Source organism: Mycolicibacterium sphagni, assembly GCF_002250655.1.
In the GTDB taxonomy this organism is placed as follows: Bacteria; Actinomycetota; Actinomycetes; order Mycobacteriales; family Mycobacteriaceae; genus Mycobacterium; species Mycobacterium sphagni.
The window spans coordinates 1-18,794 of the sequence record NZ_NOZR01000046.1; the positions used below are offsets into that span (position 1 = coordinate 1).

Annotated in this window: 14 protein-coding genes and 2 pseudogenes; 9 read left to right on the top strand and 7 right to left on the bottom strand. The window is 61.1% G+C overall.

Translation table 11 applies throughout. The annotated features are described in order from the left end of the window. Window positions 1–687 precede the first annotated feature (687 nt). Window positions 688–1,788, top strand: a complete 1,101-nt coding sequence (locus CG716_RS28835; protein ID WP_133067042.1) for a hypothetical protein — start codon at window positions 688–690, stop codon at window positions 1,786–1,788. Between the two features lie 49 nt (window positions 1,789–1,837). On the opposite strand, the gene CG716_RS28840 is transcribed toward CG716_RS28835, so the two are convergent. Further along, window positions 1,838–3,364 (bottom strand): glycosyltransferase 87 family protein, encoded by a 1,527-nt coding sequence (locus tag CG716_RS28840; protein WP_207760816.1) that lies wholly within the window; start codon window positions 3,362–3,364, stop codon window positions 1,838–1,840. A gap of 267 nt (window positions 3,365–3,631) precedes the next feature. On the opposite strand from CG716_RS28840, the gene CG716_RS28845 reads away from it, so the two are divergent. Continuing rightward, the gene (locus CG716_RS28845) at window positions 3,632–4,480 is read left to right on the top strand and encodes a hypothetical protein (RefSeq protein WP_094484572.1); all 849 of its coding nucleotides are present in this window, start codon (window positions 3,632–3,634) and stop codon (window positions 4,478–4,480) included. Between the two features lie 19 nt (window positions 4,481–4,499). Here CG716_RS28845 and rffA read toward each other — a convergent pair whose 3' ends face one another. The 3 genes and pseudogenes from rffA to CG716_RS28860 form a co-directional block, all read right to left on the bottom strand. Further along, entirely contained in the window at window positions 4,500–5,624 is a 1,125-nt protein-coding gene (rffA, locus tag CG716_RS28850; protein ID WP_094484582.1) for a dTDP-4-amino-4,6-dideoxygalactose transaminase, read from the bottom strand. 75 nt (window positions 5,625–5,699) lie between these two features. Beyond that, window positions 5,700–6,647 (bottom strand): annotated as a pseudogene (locus CG716_RS28855) (glycosyltransferase); the annotation flags it as partial. 359 nt (window positions 6,648–7,006) lie between these two features. Beyond that, complete coding sequence (locus CG716_RS28860; protein WP_165774347.1) at window positions 7,007–8,167, bottom strand: glycosyltransferase family 4 protein; 1,161 nt, start codon at window positions 8,165–8,167, stop codon at window positions 7,007–7,009. Window positions 8,168–8,611: 444 nt separating this feature from the next. On the opposite strand from CG716_RS28860, the gene CG716_RS28865 reads away from it, so the two are divergent. The 5 genes from CG716_RS28865 to rfbD all read left to right on the top strand — a co-directional run bounded on the left by CG716_RS28865 (window position 8,612) and on the right by rfbD (window position 13,445). After that, window positions 8,612–9,913: a UDP-glucose dehydrogenase family protein gene (locus tag CG716_RS28865; RefSeq protein WP_094484583.1), complete on the top strand. Its 1,302-nt coding sequence runs from the start codon at window positions 8,612–8,614 to the stop codon at window positions 9,911–9,913. A 200-nt stretch (window positions 9,914–10,113) separates the two neighbouring features. Then, window positions 10,114–10,917 carry a class I SAM-dependent methyltransferase gene (locus CG716_RS28870; RefSeq protein ID WP_094484584.1) on the top strand — a complete coding sequence of 268 codons (804 nt, stop codon included), beginning with the start codon at window positions 10,114–10,116 and terminating at the stop codon, window positions 10,915–10,917. Between the two features lie 43 nt (window positions 10,918–10,960). Further along, the gene (gene rfbC / locus CG716_RS28875; protein ID WP_094484585.1) at window positions 10,961–11,542 is read left to right on the top strand and encodes a dTDP-4-dehydrorhamnose 3,5-epimerase; all 582 of its coding nucleotides are present in this window, start codon (window positions 10,961–10,963) and stop codon (window positions 11,540–11,542) included. Between the two features lie 5 nt (window positions 11,543–11,547). Continuing rightward, window positions 11,548–12,549 (top strand): NAD-dependent epimerase/dehydratase family protein, encoded by a 1,002-nt coding sequence (locus CG716_RS28880; RefSeq protein WP_165774348.1) that lies wholly within the window; start codon window positions 11,548–11,550, stop codon window positions 12,547–12,549. Window positions 12,550–12,575: 26 nt separating this feature from the next. After that, window positions 12,576–13,445: a dTDP-4-dehydrorhamnose reductase gene (gene rfbD, locus CG716_RS28885; protein WP_165774349.1), complete on the top strand. Its 870-nt coding sequence runs from the start codon at window positions 12,576–12,578 to the stop codon at window positions 13,443–13,445. Here the strand turns inward: rfbD and CG716_RS28890 are convergent. From CG716_RS28890 to CG716_RS28900, 3 genes are all read right to left on the bottom strand, one after another. After that, window positions 13,427–14,569, bottom strand: a complete 1,143-nt coding sequence (locus CG716_RS28890) for a DUF1972 domain-containing protein (protein WP_094484576.1) — start codon at window positions 14,567–14,569, stop codon at window positions 13,427–13,429. The genes rfbD and CG716_RS28890 overlap by 19 nt on opposite strands. Before the next feature lie 167 nt (window positions 14,570–14,736). After that, a complete protein-coding gene (locus CG716_RS28895; RefSeq protein WP_094484577.1) occupies window positions 14,737–16,224 on the bottom strand; it encodes a sugar transferase in 1,488 nt (495 codons plus the stop codon). Window positions 16,225–16,434: 210 nt separating this feature from the next. Continuing rightward, window positions 16,435–17,190 (bottom strand): hypothetical protein, encoded by a 756-nt coding sequence (locus tag CG716_RS28900; RefSeq protein ID WP_094484578.1) that lies wholly within the window; start codon window positions 17,188–17,190, stop codon window positions 16,435–16,437. A gap of 571 nt (window positions 17,191–17,761) precedes the next feature. Here CG716_RS28900 and CG716_RS28905 point away from each other — a divergent pair. Then, window positions 17,762–18,277 carry an arsenate reductase/protein-tyrosine-phosphatase family protein gene (locus CG716_RS28905; RefSeq protein ID WP_094484579.1) on the top strand — a complete coding sequence of 172 codons (516 nt, stop codon included), beginning with the start codon at window positions 17,762–17,764 and terminating at the stop codon, window positions 18,275–18,277. Window positions 18,278–18,470: 193 nt separating this feature from the next. Further along, a pseudogene (locus CG716_RS29995) lies at window positions 18,471–18,794 on the top strand (hypothetical protein); the annotation flags it as partial.

Sequence of the window (18,794 nt, forward strand, 5' to 3'; positions counted from 1 at the left end):
GCCTGCAGCATCAACTGAGAACGGATCAAACCAACCCGACTCTAAAACCGGGTGGACTCCGTAACGGGGACTCGCCACTGCCCCTGGCCAAGAGAACAACCAGGAGAGCAGCTAGGAGAAGGCCTACTTTACCCAGGACGACGGGGTCGAGCTGGCCGCTGAAGTACTTCCCGACGCGCCAAGGCAGGACGCCGATAACCAACAGGGACACCGCCAGGTACACCGAAGTTCTAGGAGCGTTCTCGGTCGAGGGTATGTCGCGAGTTTCGTCCGACTTGGGTCGCGGCGTGTTCGGCATTAGGCTCCGCTCACTAGTTTCAGCGTGCGTGAAGGTCGGGATCTAACGTTCGGGCGTGACTGCTCGTTCAGTCAAGTGTGGCCCCACCGTCAATGGAGTTCGACACCGCCATTTTCGGGACCGTCGACCTCGAAAAATTGCCCCGCCCGTCGGTAGCATAGCTGCTCAAGCTTCATCGGGATCTACTAGTTTGAACCTCTCCTTAGAGGCCCAGCCTTGGAGTACGGAGGTAATTGGCAATGAGCCCGGACTCGGCACCCCGTTCAGGGACACGCCGCCGCGCGATGGCGGCGATAGTTGCCCAGGGAACTCAGGCTGTCGGCGGGCTGGTCATCCAAGTGGTAGCCGCCCGCAGCCTTGGAACCTCTGGGCTGGGTGCGTTTGGGCTGTTGTACGGCACGGTGGTTTTAGCCACGGCGATCACAGCAGGAATCGTCGGCGACTCCATGACCGTCCTGAACCGGCACGATCATTCGGTGCGCGCGGCCCTGCAAAACTGGTTAGTTCTCATCTCGACGGTATGCGCAATAGCCGGTTGCGTTGTCACATGGGCGACGGGCTTTGCTGATGTCCGCGCCGCACTGGCGTTCGGTGCCGCGATGTTCTTCTTCCTGATTGAGGACACCCTACGACGGCTGCTCATGGCAACGTTGATGTTCTGGCGAATCATCGCCATAGACCTGGCCAGCCTGGTCGCGATGGTCGCGGTGCTGATCTTCGCGCCCAAGGTCACGATGACCTGGTTGTTCCTCGCGCTCACGGCCGGTCAAGCGTCGGCCATCGCCGTAGGCGCCTGCATACTTCCTCAAAGTGAAAGATGGCTTGCCAGACCATTTCCCGCCAAGCACGGGACCGTCGTCGCATACGGCTCGTGGCGAAGCCTCCAACAGGCCGTCTTTCCGTCGTTGTTGGCGCTCACGCGAGTCGTGGTCATCGGAATACTCGGCCTTGCGGCAGCCGGCCAACTGGAGGCCGCCCGTATCTACTCAGCGCCGGCACTGTTGCCGGTAATGGGGATAGGCGGGTTCATGTTTGCGAGCTACGCGCTAGCCAGAGCGGAACCCATGCATTCCGCCCTGCGGTCGGCGGACAAAGGAACTCTCGCGCTGGTTCTAGGCATCGTGATCTTGAGTATTTGTGCCGTGATCGCAATCCCGCTGATCGGACCCCTCATGACCGGCCAACACATTTCAGCGCTCACTGTCATCGGCTGGCTGCTCTTCACGCTCGGCGTCGCAGCGTTCACCCCATACGCAAGTCTGGCTGCCGTTCGCGGGATGCAGGCGACAGTTCTTGTCGTGAGTGTCGCCCATTCATTGCTCTCCCTGGCGCTCGCCGCTGTTTTGGCGTACGTGGTCGGATCCGTCGAATGGGTGCCATTTGGCCTGGCCATCGGATCATTCGCCGGCGTTCTCGCCATGCGGGGTTACATTCTGCGACCCAAGCGGTATTCAGACCGTCAGGCGGACGCGAAAGTGACTCTCAGCTAGGGGCATGTCGGCGCGCAACGCCGTGGTGTCGCCGACCACTGAAGCGAGGTCAGGGTCTACCCGGCGGCTCAGTTCCCACCAAATCGTCGCTGACAGCGAACTGGTGAGGAACCGGCCTCCGCGCGTAGGACACGATGATCACCCCGCATGTGATTAGCCACGCAAGCGGCGCCAGCAACGCTGTCGTGGGAACGATCGTCGTGGTGCCGACGACTCCGGTGGCACCCATCTGCGCCCGAAGCAGCCATTGGCCCTGCGGATGCGGCAGGGCAATCCAGACGATGCTGAGCACCGTGGACAAAGTCACACAGATGCCCACGGCGCGCCGGCCATCGGCACGGGCAGCGAGTCCGTCGAAGAGGCCCCGTCCGGGCGGCCCATCGGGGTCGCGCGCCACCAGGGCAGCGATCGGCAACACGAATACCAAGTAATAACGGTAGGTAACCGCGGGGAACAGCGCGGCGGTCGCCGTGAGTGCAACTCCGGCCATGACTGGCGATATACGCCGACCGAGAGCCACGACGGCGGCGACGACGACGACCAGCACGACGTATCCGACCAACCTGCCGGGGCCATCCACAACGTGGTCTGGAATCGGGTGTCCCGTCACTGCCATTGCGATGGCCTCGGGAATTGCAAGTAGGCCGTTCGCAAAGGATACATTCGACCATTCAGCGAACGAGTACGACGAATCAGAGCCGAGGATGGTGCTGATCGACTGCACGATAGTGCCCGGAAAATCGCGTGGCCACAACAGATACGCGGCGAGATTCGACAGGACGACCCCCGCGACCGCAGCTGCACCGAATCGCCATTGGCGTGCGGCGAAGAGAACAGCGGCCAGCACGGCAAACTGCGGTTTTACCAACGCGGCCAGGACAACCATGATTGCCACAAGCCGCCAGTGTCGCCGACACAGCGCTATCAGGAAAACCAGCAGAACCGGTGCCGCCAGACCCACCGAGTTTCCACGATCGATGACCAACAATGCTGGAAACGTCGCAGCCCCACAAGCCAGGAAGACGACCACCCGGTCCAGCCCACGAGCGCCCCTGGCCGCCCAGAAGGCAGCTGTAAGGACGGCGATCAACAACACCAGCAAAGCCAGCAGCAGCCCGAGTCTCGGCGAGCCAAACCATTCGCCGATACGCCAAATGAACGTGTGCGGCACCAAACCAGCGGCCGGGTAGTTGTTTACAAGACTGCGACGGACCTCGGCAGCTGCTGCGGCTGAGGCGGCGTCGCCCGGGACATTCTGTCCTGCGGCAGGCAACCAACCGGGTTCCCACGGATTGGCCCGGATCCCCTCGCCCGCCGTGACAGGGTAGTCACTGAAACAGTGACGCCCGAGATGCACGCCCCAATCAACGTCGCAGTCCTGCGGAAGGTTCACAAGGGAGGACAACGCGTCGACCGCGTAGTACTGCGCGAGCGCGAAAGCGATCGCCCCCGAAGCGGTCAAGCCCAACAGGACGCCACCGAGTAAGACCACGCGCTCTGATTGACGGGCGATCGCCATCAGTTGTTGCCGCACCACCGAACTCGCAGCTAGGAACATCTCGATAGTCCGATTCACGCGGCCCTCCCGATCCCTGCGCAAAATGCCCGCACCAGTGGGCACCGACCGCGGCCGCGCGTCAGCGTATATTTGATTGCTGATGTTGACCTGGCAGCATATCGGCGGGGTTGCGGCAGTAGAGGCAGCAACATGTCAGTATCGCCTGAATCTCAGCGGCCGAAGTGGTCACTTGCCCCTAAAGGCGAAGACCATTGCCCTTCGCCACGCCGAGTCCCCCTGATTACGCGTAGAGGTCGACCACAACTATCTATATAGTTACCAGCCGTGGCAATCGACCAGCTTGGAGAACCCGCCTGGAGCCGTGACGAGATCGTTGATTCGGTCACGGAATTCGCGCGGCTCTACGCGACTCGCCCTCTGCAGAACAACCAGTTCGGTATGGGCGCTTCACATATGTTCGCGACGTGGTTCATTGCTCGACACCTTCGCCCAAGCGTTGTGATCGAAAGCGGCGTGTGGCGCGGGCAGAGCACATGGCTCATCGAGCAGGCGTGCCCGCAGGCAGAAGTACACTCAATCGATCTGTTTCTTGACAGGCGCGAGTACGTGTCGCCACGCGTTCACTACCACAATATTGATTTCTCGGAGATCGACTGGTCGGGGATAGCAGGCCCCGACGCTCTGATCGTCTTCGACGACCATCAAAATGCCTACAATCGGTTGATTTACGCCGACTGGTTCGGCTTCGAGCACATCATCTTCGACGATAACTACCCGCCGCATGCCGGCGATTTCTACACCTTGAAGAAGGTGTTCGCAGGGGCCGGGTTCGGCAATGTCTCAAGCGACGACGCGAGCCAGAGATACCGTAGTCTGTCAGCCCGCGCGACCCGAAAAATTGGTGTCTTGGCGCAGCGTTTCGGGGCCGGGGAAATGGCCGTGATACCTCAATACCAACGAGACCGCGTAGCTGCCAACCTTTTCGACGCGGCCTTCTTGAAGAAGCACTTGCGTACTTACCTCGAATTTCCGCCCCTCTTTGAGACCGGCTTGGATGAGCCAACGCCCAAGCCGCTGCTGGACGAAAGCTGGTCAGACCGCGTTCCCGACCTCTACGCGGAACGCGCCAACTACAACTGGATCTGCTACGCACAACTGAACACGCGAAGCTGAAGGGGTGCCACCTTTAGGTCTAGACGGCGAAGGAAGTGACCGCCTCAACGACCTTAGTAACCTGGGCATCGCTTAGCCCGGGCCAGATAGGTAGGCGCACAACGGTTGCTGCGAATTCGGCGGTGCGCACGCACGGTACCGGCGTACGGCCGAGCTTGAGACCGCCCGGGCTGGAGTCCAGCGGTACGTAGTGGAACGATGCTGGGATTCCACGCACGGCGAGGTGATCGATAAGGCTGTCGCGGTGCCGCTCGGTGGGCGTGCGCACGTAGTACAAGTGGGCGGTGTGCTGACAGTCCGCGGGCGCGGTCATCAACCGAATATCGTTGCGCTGCGCCCAGTCTGGTAACGCGGCTGCGTACATCTCCCAGACCCGCAGCCGCGCGGCCTGGATGGAGGCGAACTCGTCGAGTTGAGCGTCGAGCATGGCCGCGTTCAGTTCGCTCGGTGAGTAGCTAGAGCCGATGTCCTGCCATGAGTACTTGTCGATTCCCCCGCGCAAGAACTGGGCACGGTCCGTGCCCTTGTCGCGAATGATTCCGGCTCGTTCCATCAGGACCTCGTCGCTCAACAGCAGCGCACCGCCCTCACCGCACTGCACGTTCTTGGTGTCGTGGAAGCTGAGCGTTCCCATCTTGCCGATGGTGCCCAGGCCATGGCCACGCCAAGTGCCGCCTAATCCGTGCGCATTGTCCTCGACGATCGCAATGCCGTGCGCATCCCCCAGCGCCAACAGCCCTTCCATGTCGGCCGCCACCCCACCGTAGTGGATCACTACTACGGCCTTCGTTCGTTCAGTCAGTGCCGCCGCTACGGAATGCGGGTCGAGATTGCCTGTGTCCGAGTCGATATCGGCGAATACACAGGTGGCTCCACGCAGGGCCATTGAAGTCGCGACAGCGGGAAAGCCGAAACTCGGCACGATGACTTCGTCATCCGGACTCAGCTCCAAGAGCAGGGCCGCCATCTCCAATGCTGAGGTGCATGACGTCGTCAGCAGGACGTACGGCGCCCCAGAAATGGCCTTGAGCTTCGCGGAAGCCGAGTCTGTGAACCGGCCGTCACCCTGGATGTGGCCCGAGTCCAGCACGGCGACCAAGTTGTCCTGCTCACGGCTGGCCCGGTACGGGCGGTTGAAGACAATGGGTTCAGCGCTCGACTCGGCCGGCTTCGGGCTGGCATCCGGCGTCGGCACGTTTTGGGTGACGGCCGCCACGCGAGGTACGGGCGTCTGGACAGTCAAATACAAAGGCCTGCCGACAAGTACGTGCAAGGCCACGCCGAGGTAATCGGCGATAAGTCCCAACGAAAAGAGAATGACGCCGGAGCACACCAACAACACAACGATGGTCGAAGCCCAACCCTCAGGCGCCCAGTTGTTGTCGTGTCGAGAGAGAGTTTCGAACACTACCAATGCGGCCCCACCGACCCCGGCAAGCGCAAAGGTGAGGCCGAGGGCGCTGACCAACCGCAGGCCGCGGGTTCCGCTACACAGCAACATCTTCCAGAACAGCGCGAACAGCCGGTGGTAGTCGTAACCGGATTCGTCGCGGCCCTCCGCCCGCAACACCACAGGCACCTGCGCGACTGAGTCGATGACCCAGCTCAGTGCGACGTCGAGGTACACCCCGCTGGCGGCGACCTCAGCAAGCTGACGGCCGATGTCCCCTCGGATCAGTCGGAAGCTCTCGAATCGGGAAGATTCGGGGAACCCGAACACGGTTGCCAGCACGAGCTTCGAAGCGCGCGAGGTCAGGTTTCTCAGGAACCCGTGGGGACGGGTGTTGGTCGGCCTTGAATACACCAAGTCGGCGCGCTCAGCCAGCGCGGTGTCGAGAAACGCACCGATAAACCGAGGATCGTGCTGGCCGTCCTCGTCCATCGTCACGATCCAATCGCTCACCGCGGCGGCCATGCCGGCGATTGTCGCCGCGTCCTGCCCGAAATTGCGGCTAAGCCAGACAGCGCGAACTTCGTCGTACGTCTGCTCCAGCTCACGGATCACTGCGTCGGAAAGGTCGGGACCGTGATCGTGGACGAGGATGATCTCGCGTACCAGAAAAACGGCGCCGGCGGGCGTCTCCGTCGCGTGTGTGAGCCGACGCAACTCGTCCACCAGCGGGCCGATGGTTTGTTCGCCTCGATAGACCGGCACCACGACCGAAATCGAGTGTGGGCGATCGATGTATGGTGCTGGGGCATCACGCTTCACTGCGCGACGCTCCGGGGCGCCGTCATCGACAAGTGAAATCGGCATCATCAGGTTCGACTTCCCAAGAGCCGCGTGGTGCAGCTAGCTTTCGTCACGATCTGGCATTGATCGATCATGGGAAATTAGCACGCCCACAGCGCTACTGCATACGGATCTTCGGGTGTCCTTGCGTGGAGCCTGATCAACCTTGAGCCGCTTGGGTTTCCACCCCTGAGCTGCCGCCTCGGGTGCGTCGAGCTGCGGCGGACGAAGTGATTTCGCCAGCTCCGGCCGCCAAGCTCGAAATGATCGCCACGCCACCCGAAACGTACGGTTCACTGGGAATTTCGGCGGGCGGCGAGTTGCTCGTGCACCTCGACGATCTCACGCCGGTATCGCTCGGGAGAGAACTCCTTCTGGGCACGTTCTTGCGCGGCAACGGCGAGCCGCTCGGCAAGCCCGGGCTCATCAACAAGGCGCCGTACGGCAGCGGCCATGCCGGCAGCGTCCCCGACGGAGACCAGAAGGCCGGTGCGCTCCGGCAGCACCGTCTCGAGGTGGCCTTCAACCGCGGTGGCTACGACCGGTCGGCAAGCCAGCTGCGCCTCTACGACTGCGTTCCCGAACGGCTCGGCCGTCGAGGTCGCGAGGAACACATCAGCGCGAGAAAGGGCCGGCCATACCGGAGCTGCGTAACCGGAGAACGTCACCGCGCCATTGAGGTCTGGTTGCGCCGCACGCCGGCGAAGGTCCTCCTCGTAGAACTCCTGACCAGGTACCGGAGTCCCACACACTTCGAGTCGGGCGTCGAGCCCACTGGCACGGAGCAGCGCGACGGCTTCGAGCGCGATGTGCGGCGCCTTCCGCGGAGAGAGCCGCCCGATTACGACGGCGCGGACCACTCCTGGGTGCAGTTGCGGCGGTGAGACCGGTTCGTCGGGCTGCTCGATGCCGTTGTAGACGAGGCGGAGACGCGGACCCAGCGCTGGGTAGACCTCGCACAACGATTCACGGGTCACGTTGCTGTTCATCAGCGACACCGCGGCCAGCCAAAGCTGGGATGCCATGATCTTGCGCACGACCATCCGGACGTTCGGCTCAGCCTCACGAACATGGCAGGCCGCGGGGACGCGCGCCAAACGAGCCGCCAGCAGCCACCAGGGCAAGGTGACGGTGTTGACGTACACCACGTCCGGCGCGACTTCGCGGATTATCCGAAGCAACCGTGGCACCGCAGCGATGCCAGCTCCGGCGAGGCGGACGGCACCAGCCGGGGTCGTGTCGGCGCGCCGCACGATGGGATAGCTCGCCAGGCGGGTCTCTACGCCCAGTTCCGCCAAGCTCTCGGCCAACGGACCCGCCTTGGGGGAAGTGACCAGCACATTCCACCCAGCGGCGCGGAGAGCGCGGGCGCTCCGGACCATCATGAGATCCGAGCCGTACCGGTCGAAGCCAGGATTGGCGATCAGGACCAACGGCCGTCGCTCGTGTTCCACGAAGGTCCTCTCCCGGGACGCAGGGCTGCGCATGAAGTGGGTGTCACCCTCGACAAACTGCGACGTTGTCGTGGCGGTGACCAACAACGGCTGTAGCTCGTCCGGTGGGTTGTGCAGTACGTTAACACCCCTTCTGCGCCCTTCCATCTCGTCTCGGCAGCGGAGTGCTCGGCGTTGCCGGAGCAGGACATCATCAAATTGGTCGTCCCGGAATCGGCGCTCAGACGAACGGACTTAAGCCCAACGGGTTGAGAATCGATATCCGGCAAATTTGTCGTGAAGCAGATGCGTTGGCTTGTGCGAAACTTCGCGCGCTAGCGCCGTGCTGATGCGCTTCTCGACCCGCACGTCGGCTGCTCTGTCGGCGCGCGACAAGTTCCGTATATTGTGTAACCTCGGCGGAAGGGGGTGCAGGGTGTCAAGCTCACATATCTGCGAACGCGTATGCGGCTGACAGTCTTTGGCCTCGGTTACCTCGGCGCCACCCACGCTGCATGTATGGCCGAACTTGGGCACGAAGTCCTCGGCGTCGAGGTGGACCCAGACAAGCTGACAAAGCTCAGGCAGGGCCAGGTGCCGTTCTATGAACCTGGATTGCCAGAGCTACTCGGAAAACACATTGATTCGGGTCGACTGCAGGTAACGGATTCGTACGAAACTGCGGCTGATTGGGGCGACGCATTCTTCATCGCTGTGGGGACGCCGCCGAAGAAGGGCGAAGATAGCGCCGATGTCAGTCAAGTCGAGGCCGTCATCGACAACCTCGTGCCCTTACTGACACGCGATGCAATTATCCTCGGCAAATCGACCGTCCCGGTAGGTACTGCGCAAGATTTATTCTGTCGCGCAAAAGATTTGGCGAACAACATCCTCGTAGAAATCGCTTGGAACCCTGAGTTCCTGCGCGAGGGACATGCCATCAAAGACACGTTGCACCCAGATCGATTGGTGCTGGGACGGGTGTCCGGCGGCAACGCCGAAATGGTGACGCGCGAGATCTATTCCTCGCTCCTGGCCGAACAGACTCCTTTTATCGTTACCGATACGGCAACAGCCGAGCTAGTCAAGGTATCAGCGAACGCATTCCTCGCAACCAAGATCTCCTTCATCAATGCGATTGCTGAAGTCTGTTCAGCTGTCGGTGCCGATGTGCGAGCCGTCGCAGATGCCATGGGCTACGACACGAGAATCGGACGGCAGTTCCTCAACGCCGGGCTGGGCTTCGGAGGCGGGTGCCTACCGAAAGACATCCGCGCCTTCAGGGCAAGAGCTGGCGAACTTGGCGCTTCCGGGGCCTTGGCGTTCTTACGCGAGGTCGACATCATCAATATGCATCGGCGTACACGGATTGTTGACCTGGCCAAAACCGTCTGCGGCGGTTCTCTGCTCGGCGCGCACGTGGCCGTGCTTGGCGCAGCTTTCAAGCCGGAATCCGACGACGTGCGGGATTCTCCCGCATTGAATGTCGCCGGTCAGATACAACTGCAGGGCGCTTCGGTGACGGTGTACGACCCCCAGGCAATTGATAATTCTCGACGGTTATTTCCCACTCTTAGCTATGCGGATTCGGCGATGAGCGCCTGCCATCGGGCAGACGTGGTGCTGGTCCTCACCGAATGGGCAGAATTTGTGGGTCTTGATCCGCATGCACTAGGCAAGGTGACGAGCAGACGCGCCGTAATTGATGGGCGGATGTGTTTGGAAAGTGTGAAGTGGAAAGAAGCGGGCTGGGAATATTGGTCGTAGACAACAAATGCAGCCGCTGCGAATCGGGAACTTCTCGCGCACAACGCTGATCGGCTCGCACGCCGTGGACGGCGCTGACCGCCAACACCGCGGCGGGCTCGCCCCAACTAACAAGCCGGTCTGATTCCGACAGAGCCGGTAGAGTCCACGCAGTGACGAAATTCGACATCAGTACATTACCTGAGACGGCGCTGGTGACGATGTGGTCCCGAGCGAACGAAGCTCGACGACCCGACTCTTTAATCGACGATCCGATGGCAATTCAGGTGCTGGATTCCATCGACTACGATTTCAGCGGTTTCCCAGCCTCGCCCCGCCAAGACGTGGCGCTACGGGCGCTCTCATTCGACACCTGCGCTCACCGGTACCTTTCCAGCCACCCGCAAGCCACCGTCGTCGCTTTGGGCGAAGGCCTACAGACCAGTTTCTGGCGTCTCAACGCTGCTGGTCTCGGCGATGAATTTCGTTGGTTAACTGTCGATCTGACGCCCATCATCGAGATGAGGCAGCAGCTGCTGCCCCACTCCCCGCGAGTTTCGATGTGCGCCCAATCCGCGCTGGACTTCAGTTGGATGGACCAGGTCGACCCTCAGCACGGCGTATTCGTGAGTGCCGAGGGATTGCTGATGTACCTGGAACCCGAGCAGGCGCTGGGCTTGATCCGCGAATGCGCGCACCGGTTTCCCGGTGGGCAAATGATGTTCGACCTGCCTTCGAAGTTGTACTCCAACCAGGCTTTCCGCCGCATCCGGGCGTTACTGGGCAGGACTCCATGGCCGCTGACACCCTTCAGCCTCTCGGTGCGTGAACTGGCGGGCCTCCCAGACATCGTGCCCGGCGTCCGGTCTGTGAGTGACCTGCCACTCCCCCGCGGCCGCGGTGCGGCGCTTCGTCTGTTGTGGAGCGTTCGAGGCTTCCCCGTCGTGAGTTATCCGATTCGCCGAGTGGTAGGGATCAAATGGCCGACGATTGCAACGTTGACCCTGCTGGAGTTCAACTCCTGACGTTGGCGTATCAACCGTTCGTGAAAGCCGATACGATCCACCTGTGAAGCTCACGGTGCATGAGACGGCCATTCCGGAAGTATTGGTCGTTGAGCACGAGGTTTTTGAGGACGAACGTGGATTCTTCATGGAGGTTTACCGGGCCGATCAGTTCGCCGCCCATGCAAACCTTGGCCTACCGAGCGAGTTCGTACAGCTGAATCACAGTCGGAGCGCACGTCACGTAACCCGAGGCCTGCACTTCCAGTGGGAACCACCCATGGGCAAGCTCATGAGAGTGCCTCGGGGCGAGGCATTCCTTGTGGCAGTGGATATTCGCCCCGACTCGCCGACCCTCGGCAGATACGAGAGCATTGTTGCGAACGATCGCAACCGCCTGCAGTTGTGGGCGCCTGCCAGCTTCGCCCGAGGGTTTTGCACTCTCTCGGAATTCGCTGAGGTTGAGTACCTGACGACGGGTACCTACAACTCGGCTGCCGAGTCGGGGATTCGATGGAATGATCCCGACATTGGCATCCAGTGGCCAATCGAAGAGCCGGTTTTGTCACGCAAGGATTCCGAAGCCCAGTCCCTCGCGGACTGGCTGAAAAGACCAGAGGCGCAAGCCTTTTCAACAGGGGGGTAATTCCGGTGAGGATATTCATAGCAGGGGGCGCAGGGTACATCGGCACGGTGCTGTCCCCGCGCCTGACGGCTCGTGGGTACGACGTCACGGTCGCCGACTTGACGTGGTTCGGCAACCATCTTCCGTCGGACATCCCGGTCATAAAAAGAGACGTGATGTCCATATCTGAAGCTGATCTCGAGGGTATCGACGTCGTCATCTTCTTGGCGGGTCTATCTAACGACCCCATGGCGGAGTTCAGCCCCGTCCTGAATTACGTCCACAATGCCGCAGCTCCGGCGAACATGGCCTACCTGGCCAAACGCGCCGGTGTGCGCCGATTCGTATTCGCATCATCCTGCTCGGTTTACGGGTTCACCGACGATGAGCTCTGGGACGAAGATTCACCAACCGTTACCGCCCACCCGTACGGCATCAGCAAGCTACAAGCTGAAGCAGGCGTGCGCCATCTTCAAGACGACTCATTCAGCGTAATCATCCTGCGCAAGGGCACCGTCTGCGGCTACAGCCCCCGCATGAGGTTGGACCTGGTTATCAACACCATGTTCCGAACTGCCTTGCAGGACGGGTGTATCACGGTCAACAACCCTTCGATCTGGCGGCCGATCCTGTCCATCCAGGACGCGACCGCCGCCTACGTCCGCGCTGTCGAAGCCTCTCCCTCAGTCAGCGGAACCTTCAACATCGCGTCGGAAAACACGACACTTGGGGCCCTAGCGGACCAGATCGAGTCCACCCTAAGGCGTGAACTTGACTTGGAACCTGAGTTGCGAATGCTCGAGAAAGCCGATGTCCGCAACTACAAAGTCGCTATCGACCGGGCACGGGTTCAGCTGGGATTCAAGCCAAGTTACGGCATTGACAGGATTGTCGAGGATCTCATCCGACACCGAGCTGACTTCGCCGATATGGACAACCCCGCCTACTACAACATTGCTACTTTCCGGGACATCATGAGCGATGAATCCGCCGTGAACGGGCATAAGCTGCTGAGTTCGGTGGATTGAGGGTGGCGGACGCGCGTGTCCTAGTCGTGGGGGCCACCGGTCAGCTGGGCGCTGACGTGGTCGACGCCTTCAGCGCCGCCGGGTTTGAGGCGCTCGGGTTGGGCCATTCCGACCTCGATGTGACGGACGGCGCTTCGGTCTTGGCGACCATCGCAGCCGCGCGCCCATCACTTGTCGTCAATACCGCGGCCTTCCACAATCTCGACAAGTGTGAGGCGAGCTCCGGTGAAGCGTTCGCGGTCAACGCGATTGGAGCGCGCAACGTTGCCGTAGCAGCCCAAGAGTGTGGAGCTGTTCTGGTCCACATCAGCACGGACTACGTCTTCGACGGCGCGAAGGCGTCGCCTTACGACGAGAGTGACCTCCCAGCACCGCTCAATGTGTACGGCGCTTCCAAACTCGCCGGGGAGCATCTCGTCCGCGCCATGTGCCCTCAATCATTTGTTGTCCGCACCTCGGGCCTTTATGGGCCAAACCCGTGCCGGGCCAAGGGCGGATTGAACTTTCCGTTGTTAATGATCAAGCTGGCAGTGGAGCGCGGCGAGCTGACCGTGGTGACAGACGAAGTAGTCGGGCCGACATACACCCCGGACCTAGCTCGGCAACTGGTCGCCCTCTCCGCAACCGATGCGTACGGGATCATCCACGCGACAGGCGTCGGTCAGGTTTCCTGGCATGCGTTTGCCAAAGAGACGCTGCGCTTACGAGGACTCGCGCACGTTCCGATACATGAAGCCACAGCCACGACGATGGTCCGGAATGTTCGCCGGCCCGCATATTCCATACTCTCGCACGGCAATCTGCGAAAGTTGGGAATCTTGGTTATGCGCCCATGGCAGGAGGCGTTGGCCGAATACGTTGACTCTCTTGATGAGTGTCAGAACGAGTCTGCGTAGTCGGGAACTTCGCCAATTACCCACCTGAAGTATCGCTCGTGGTCGCGAGCAACCTTGTCCCACGAGTAATACTGCGCAATTCGTTCGCGGCATGCCGCGGCTGCCTCGGCGCGCAAGCTCTCCGACTCACGGTCGGCGTGCTCAAGAACGGCCAATAGCGATCCGGGCTCTTTGGTCCAGAGCAGACCGGTTCCAGCCAGGACCTCGCGATTGAAGCGCACGTCATGGGCGAGAACCAGGTTCCCACAGCCCATCGCCTTCAGGAGCGATGGGTTCGTGCCGCCGACCTCGTGGCCGTGGATATACCCCTTCGCACCCAGATGGAGAGCTTCGATGTGGCCGTCCGCGTAAACCGGTCCAAGGAACCGTACCCGCGGATCTTTCGCCTCTTGCAGACCCTTGAGATACGCGCTCTCGTAGTTCGCACCACCCGCGATGAGCAATGGCTCCTTCACCGACGAGTGCACATACTCTCGAATGATGATGTCGATGTTGTTTTCCGGTTCCATCCGACACGCGACCAGATAGTAGGAACCGGGTTCGACGTCGTAACCCCTGAGAATTTCCCTATGCCGCGAATCATCCTCGACCCGAAGCAAATTGCCGCCGTTGGTCAGGAACGCACTAGCAGTTCCGTACTCCTCGATGTAGAACTTCTGCAGCTCCTTGGCATCGGACACAAGGTACTTCGTGATGTGCCGGGCAAGCCAGTAGTTGACTTTGAGATAAGCCCGCGCGAGTCGGCCCCATTTGCGTCGTTGCCAGTCAAGCCCGTCAGTGTTGATTACAACCGTTCGGCCCAACAACACGTGTGGCAGATACGCCCAGACTGTTCGGCACGCCAACACGTAGTAGAGGTCCTGCCGCGGCTGGAACAACGCGTGCACGCTGCTCAGCACCTCATGGAAGACCGTCTCGGTGAACTTCCCATAAACCGTGGGCCGCCGCACAAGACGCACACCTTGGAACTCGTCACCGATCTCGGGGGCCGTGTACTTCGGCATGCAATAAAGCGTCACTTCGTGACCCGATTCCACAAGCCGTGGTGTCAGCTCTGTTACAAAAGTATCGAAGCCGCCCCAAGCTGCCGGCACACCGCGAGCGCCGAAAATTGAGATCCTCATTGCGCAGGGATGCTATCTGATCGCGCTGCGAAGCTATCGCCCCGTCCCCCATGTCGGGTAGGAATCAGATTGAGCGGCACCTGGATTTTGGTTACTTCCCGACGAGATCGGTTCAAAATTCCCAACCTTGGTGGTCATTCTTCGGCCAGTCAGTCATTACTCGCGGCTCAGTACGCGCCAGAGTGAGCAAACATCGCCTTCAATGTCTTCACCGCGATGAGCAGGTCAGCGATCATCGACCAGTTCTCGACGTAGAAGAGGTCGAGCCGAACCGAATCCTCCCAGGACAGGTCCGAGCGTCCGCTGACCTGCCAGAGGCCGGTGATGCCCGGCCGTACGAGCTGCCGGCGCTTAGCATGGTCGTCGTAGGACTGGACCTCACTAGGCAGCGAAGGGCGCGGCCCGACGATGCTCATGTCACGTTTGAGGACGTTGATGAACTGAGGCAGCTCATCGAGGCTGTACTTCCGCAGGATTCGGCCGACCGGCGTGACCCTGGGGTCGTTTCGGATCTTGAACAGAACCCCGCCTTCGCATTCGTTGAGGGCTCTGAGTCCGTCGATCATCTGAGCCGCTCCGTCGACCATCGTGCGAAACTTGATCATCTCGAAGGGCTTGCCCTCCAACCCAATGCGCTCGGAGCGGTAGAAGATCGGACCCCTGCTGGTCATCTTGACCGCGAGTGCGATCACCAGCAGTACCGGAAATCCGCAAACCAGAACCATAGTCGAGAAGACGATGTCGAATAGCCGCTTCTGGAATCGCTTGGCGCCGTTGTATTGCGGCTTCTCCACATGGATCAGCGGCAGGCCGGCAACCGGGCGCATGTGCAGCCGGGGCCCGGCGACTTCGACAACACCCGGCGCGACAAGCAAGTCAATGTCGAGCTTTTCCAACTCCCACGACAGGTTTCGCATTCCACGACCGTGGAGCCGGTCGGTAGCTGCGACGGCCACGGCATGACTTTTGGTGGCAGTGACGGCGTCGACGATATTTGACTCGTCACCAAAATTGGGTATCGACCCCACTCCTGGGACGTCGATCCCCGTGAGGCCAATGGGGCCGGGAATGCAGACGCCCACTACCTCGTACTCAGAGCCGCGCTCGCGCGCGAGGGACCGTGCGAGTTCGCGCACCGCCGGGGGATTGCCGACGACTACAACACGCGTGACGTAGCGCCCGTACTTCTGGCGTGCTGTCACGACCGCACGACGTGCGATCCACCGAAACAGAGTGAGAAACAGAATGCCGACCGGCAGCGCGATCATGAGATAGCCGCGAGCTAATTCGAGTTTCAACAGCATAGAGACGATTGCAACGGCGCCGAACACCGACAGCGTGGCCAGCCAGACGCGGCGATACTCCTCTGCACCGGTGCCGATGACGCGCGGAGAGCGCGAACGGTTGATCGACAACGCCATCACCCACACGGCGGCGATCGCGACCGACACTGAGGTGTAATTGTTGTAGCCGTACGTGTGCGTAATCCCAGGCAACTCGCCGAAGCGTAGCCATTGCGCCAGACTCACCGCCCCTACGACGGCGACAACATCTGCCACGACCAGCCGACGGGCATATCCCCGTTGCCAAACCGGAATCTTCCGAACGGAGACGCTGTCCGCCAGGCCTTCGGACCTGCCATATACCGCCGTCATGTGCCCCCCAGACGCCACGCCCACTGTCCACCTGGAGCCCTTGCGGCCTCAATCGGGAACAGTGCCTCACTTGTGGGAATTGTCTCACGACGCGCCGTCCGTCGCTCGCCGATCTCGAATTAGACAGCAGATCGACAGTGCGGTGTTTCGCTCTGATCGCGGGCCATGGGTCCGCGCCGGCGGCGGGAGCCCAAACGACAGGCCCGCCCGTCACGGCTTCTGGGCATACTTACCGTTGCCGGACACCTTGACCGAGTTATTGTCGCCGGGCCCCGCGATTGCCGTGCTCTTGTTGCCCGAGACTCTGGCTGAGTTGCCGTTGCCGTTTCTTGCCTGGGCATAGCTGTTATTGCCCACAACCTTGGCGGTGTTGTTATCGCCAACGTTCGCGTAGGCCTGGCTGTTGTTACCGATCACCGTCGTCTTGTTGTTGCTCCCGGTGTCTCCTGCGTACGCGCTGCTGTTGTTTCCGAGGACGTTAGAGGAGTTGTTGTCACCGTGCGTCGCGGCCGAAAATCCGTTGGAACCGAGAAGTCTGGCGGTGTTGCCGTTGCCGTCGCCAGCGTAAACCTTGCCGTTGTTGCCTACGAGGAGACCGGTGTTGTTGTTGCCGTTGTTGACGAATGCGGTGTTGCCCGATCCGATAATGGTCGCGCGGTTGTGGTTACCGGGGTCATCGACGGCCCCAGCCGTATTGTTGTTGCCGATAACGGTGGCGACGTTGTGGTCGCCACTGCCTGCGGCCGCAATGCTGTTATTTCCCACCACGATCGCGGTGTTGTGGTTGGACGGCTGGGATGACCAGATCCCTGAGGCAGGGATCGAACCCTCCCCGGCCAGGGCGGTGCCGTTTGTTCCGATGATCAGGGCGTGATCGTCCGTCCCGTTGGCGATCGCGGTGACGTTCTTGCCTAGTGCGAAAGCTGTGCCGAACAATCCGCCAGTGGCGCTCGCCGTGGTGCCCACGCCGATCCCGATGGCGATGGTCCCCCTAATGCTTGTGCATGCCGATCCGCCGAAAAGACTCACTCCGTTGACTGATGCGCACGAAGCCTGGGCCTCCTGTGCCTCAGCCAACCCGCTTACAGCGAGCGCACCCGCGGTCAGGGTGCCCAACAACAATCCGCCCGCTAGCCGCGAGCGACCCCCGGCTGTGGTTGAGGCAGCCCGCGACTCCCCCGATGAAGCTGACCTGTGTCGTCCCACGTGCTTGCTCCTTAGATTTTCGCGGCCACCCACCGACCGTTCATGCCGCTACTAAAACATACGGGGCGGCCAAAGAGAATGTGACCCCTAGCAAATTTTCATAGGCTTCATTCAAAACTGACACAGCAGACCATTCGGCGCCAGGCCACGAATCGTGGACAGCCACCGTCACGCATGCCGCGCACCGCGATGCCCAACCTCCACGTGGCAACACGGTACGAGTACAACGGATGCATTCGGCGCGCATCCAAAGACGCCGTATGGTTCGCTTCCCCCAGTCTCTGACAGCCCGTTGAAGGGACGTCGTAGAGCCGCCGGAATCAGGAGGATCGTGCACGTCCTTTTTGTTTGTACCGGGAACATTTGTCGGTCGCCCACGGCCGAGCGTCTCGCCGTCACTTTCGCAGCCCGCCTGGGTATTGCGGACTTTACTGCCTCGAGCGCCGGAGTCCGGGCGGTGATCGCCCACCCGATCCACCAGAAGTCGGTCCCGGTTCTGGAGGAACTCGGCGGGAACGCATCTGACTTTGCGGCTCGCCAATTGACTCAGAAGATCGCAAGCGCAGCCGATCTCGTCCTGACCATGACGCGTGCACACCGGGATGCAGTTTTGGAACTCGCACCACGCCAACTGGTCAGGACCTTCACACTCGCTGAAGCGGCACGACTGGCTGTCGAGTTTGGCGCACAAGACATTAAGGACCTCGCGTCTCTCCGTTCGCGGATAGCAACGCACGAATTCGTGGACATCCCCGACCCGATAGGTCAGGATGCGGAGTCGTTTTCGAGGGTGGGCTTCCTGATCGCCGAGCTGCTGCCGCCCGTGCTTGAGCTCTGCCGCAGCTAGTGGTATCCGGCGCCGTCCTAGCTCCGCATTCGGGTGAGTGCGATACGACTAGTTCATGTCGACAAAAGTCCCAGTCACCTGCTAATCGCGCTCGCGACCGTTGCCCTCGCGTTGCTGTGGCCGACGTCGCGGCGAGGGCCAGACCGATCTACAACATTCCCGACCTCGTCCTCGCCGCCACGTCGATCTCAGAGTGCTTTCGTCCAACCTTCGGGACGGGCGTGCCGATGCCGACTTCATTGTCGATCTGGCCGAGCGCGGCGCCGGCGTGATAGCGGTGCCGGAGCTGACACCCGAAGCGGTACAACGCTTCCGACAAGCCGGTATCGATACCCTTCCCGTCCAATATGCGGCATCCGCCGCTGATCACGTGCTGACGCGCAACGCAGCCGCTTCGTCAATTCACACTGTCGAGGTTCCCGGTTCAGATCGCCGTGCATTGACTAGGTTCAACCGGTCGAAGCAACACCCTGAAATTTTGGAGGGTGTTCGATGGTTCGTCGGCAGCAAGCAGCAG

Bases quoted from the DNA above. Each gene is read 5' to 3' on its own strand.
- CG716_RS28865 (WP_094484583.1), top strand. From the start codon at position 8,612: ATGCGGCTGACAGTCTTTGGCCTCGGTTACCTCGGCGCCACCCACGCT.
- CG716_RS28870 (WP_094484584.1), top strand. From the start codon at position 10,114: ATGTGGTCCCGAGCGAACGAAGCTCGACGACCCGACTCTTTAATCGAC.
- CG716_RS28890 (WP_094484576.1), bottom strand. From the start codon at position 14,569: ATGAGGATCTCAATTTTCGGCGCTCGCGGTGTGCCGGCAGCTTGGGGC.
- CG716_RS28895 (WP_094484577.1), bottom strand. From the start codon at position 16,224: ATGACGGCGGTATATGGCAGGTCCGAAGGCCTGGCGGACAGCGTCTCC.